1 protein-coding gene is annotated in these 1,654 nt (G+C 61.9%); it reads right to left on the bottom strand.

Annotated elements, in window-relative coordinates:
* Positions 1 to 400 precede the first annotated feature (400 nt).
* Positions 401 to 1,597 (bottom strand): DUF3991 and TOPRIM domain-containing protein, encoded by a 1,197-nt coding sequence (locus AC1RQ9_RS18815; protein WP_217420551.1) that lies wholly within the window; start codon positions 1,595 to 1,597, stop codon positions 401 to 403.
* Positions 1,598 to 1,654: the final 57 nt, after the last annotated feature.

Raw genomic sequence — 1,654 nt, forward strand, 5'->3', positions numbered from 1 at the left:
CTCCGGGCCGGGCGCGACCGGGCAAACGTCCGCGAAAGGTCTGCCTTCATCGCCAGACGCGCGATCCCCCAATCCGCATAGTCTGAAACAGATCCCATGACCCTCTCCTGTGTGAGATGATCCTGCGCGCAGGATCGTTCGGCGCCCACCTCTGTGGCACGCCATCCGTAAATGACGATCATCCCGTAATCATCGGTGAAGAGATGATGCGGCCTTCGATAGCCCGGTCTCGAGCCATCGAAGCCGCGCGTTCCCCGCAATCGACGCGCTACGTAATTCCGCGCATCCGTCGCCCCCCGGCAGAGCCATTCGGGCATGCACACAGGCCTGCATATGTCTGGACAAAGCCTGCAGCCCACGATGCCGTCTGCCCGGGTAAGCCCAAAGGATTCACGCTGGTTCACAAGGACATCCCCGGTGATGAACCTGAACGTGGTCCAGCAGGCTTCCCCACAGGTTCAGACGGCGCAGGCAATAAGGGAGCCGAAACCTGCGGCCGCTGCGTGCCGTGCGCCTCGGCCTGACCCAGCCATGACGGAGACACCGTCTCCGGCTGTGCTTTCGACCCTGAACCCAGGACTTCGGACAGGCGGCACAAGGGCGCAACGGGAACAGAACCTGCCTGCATTCCTTCCCTGCGGGTCCTCAGGACCGCATTCCAGTCCTCTCCCGGCCCCTTCGGAGATATTCGTCCCGACCAGAGACCGACGTCCTGTGCCATCGCAGCGAATTTCCCGGCATAACGATCCCCCTGCAGGTCATTATCAACGGCAACAACCAGTCGCGCGTCAGGCTGGGCGGCGACCTGCATCATGACCCGTTTCAGGTTCGCTTCGCTCTCTGGGCTCATGCCGCCACCCGTCGAGGTATAGAGCGTTCCCTTCGGAAAGCGATCGAGTGCTGCAAAGGACAATGCGTCAATGGCTGCCTCGGTGACGACAAGGCGCGTCACGGGTTCTTCTCCCCCGTCGGCCCGGAAACCAAAGAGACGCTTGCCAACGCCGCCCGTCGAGAACCCCTTGTAATCCGGCCCCCGCATTTCCATGCCGGTGAACTGCCCGTCCGCATCCCGGTGGCCAAACCAGGCGGTTCCGTGCGGGCCTTCCTTCAGCGCCCCCTGCTGTCCGGCAATCGCGACAATATGGTCGGGCAACCCACGGATCTCCGTCAGATAGCGCCATGCAGCCGTCCCCGGCCCGGGTGCGGCACGACGGCTCCACAGTTCAGCGGGATCGCGCCGCGGTCTGTCAACGGCTCCCTTCGTACGCTCGATAACTTCGAGCGTCGGGCTCCTGCCGATCAGGGCGCGAAGTTCCTGCCTGACATGACCGAGGTTCTTCGAGGGATCGAGATACTGGACAAGCTTGAAGACATCGCCCTTGCCGTCGCCTTTCGGGTCCCACCAGCCCTTGCCATCGTGATTGACAATAATGGCCTCACTGTCACGGCGAAATTTCAGGTTACGGGCGGAACGCTGCGCGGTGGCCTGCCGATCCAGCCGGAACCCGGCTTTCTCCAGCACAACGGCGCAGTTTACAGCATTGCGAAGCTCATCAAGTTCTCTTTGCTGTGCTTCCGGGGAAGATGTGTAAGCCATGAGAGACACTCCTTCACGAACAGCATGGGTTGTGTTTCAGACCGCTCCGGTATTTAT

The organism is Komagataeibacter ossonobensis (genome assembly GCF_057359305.1).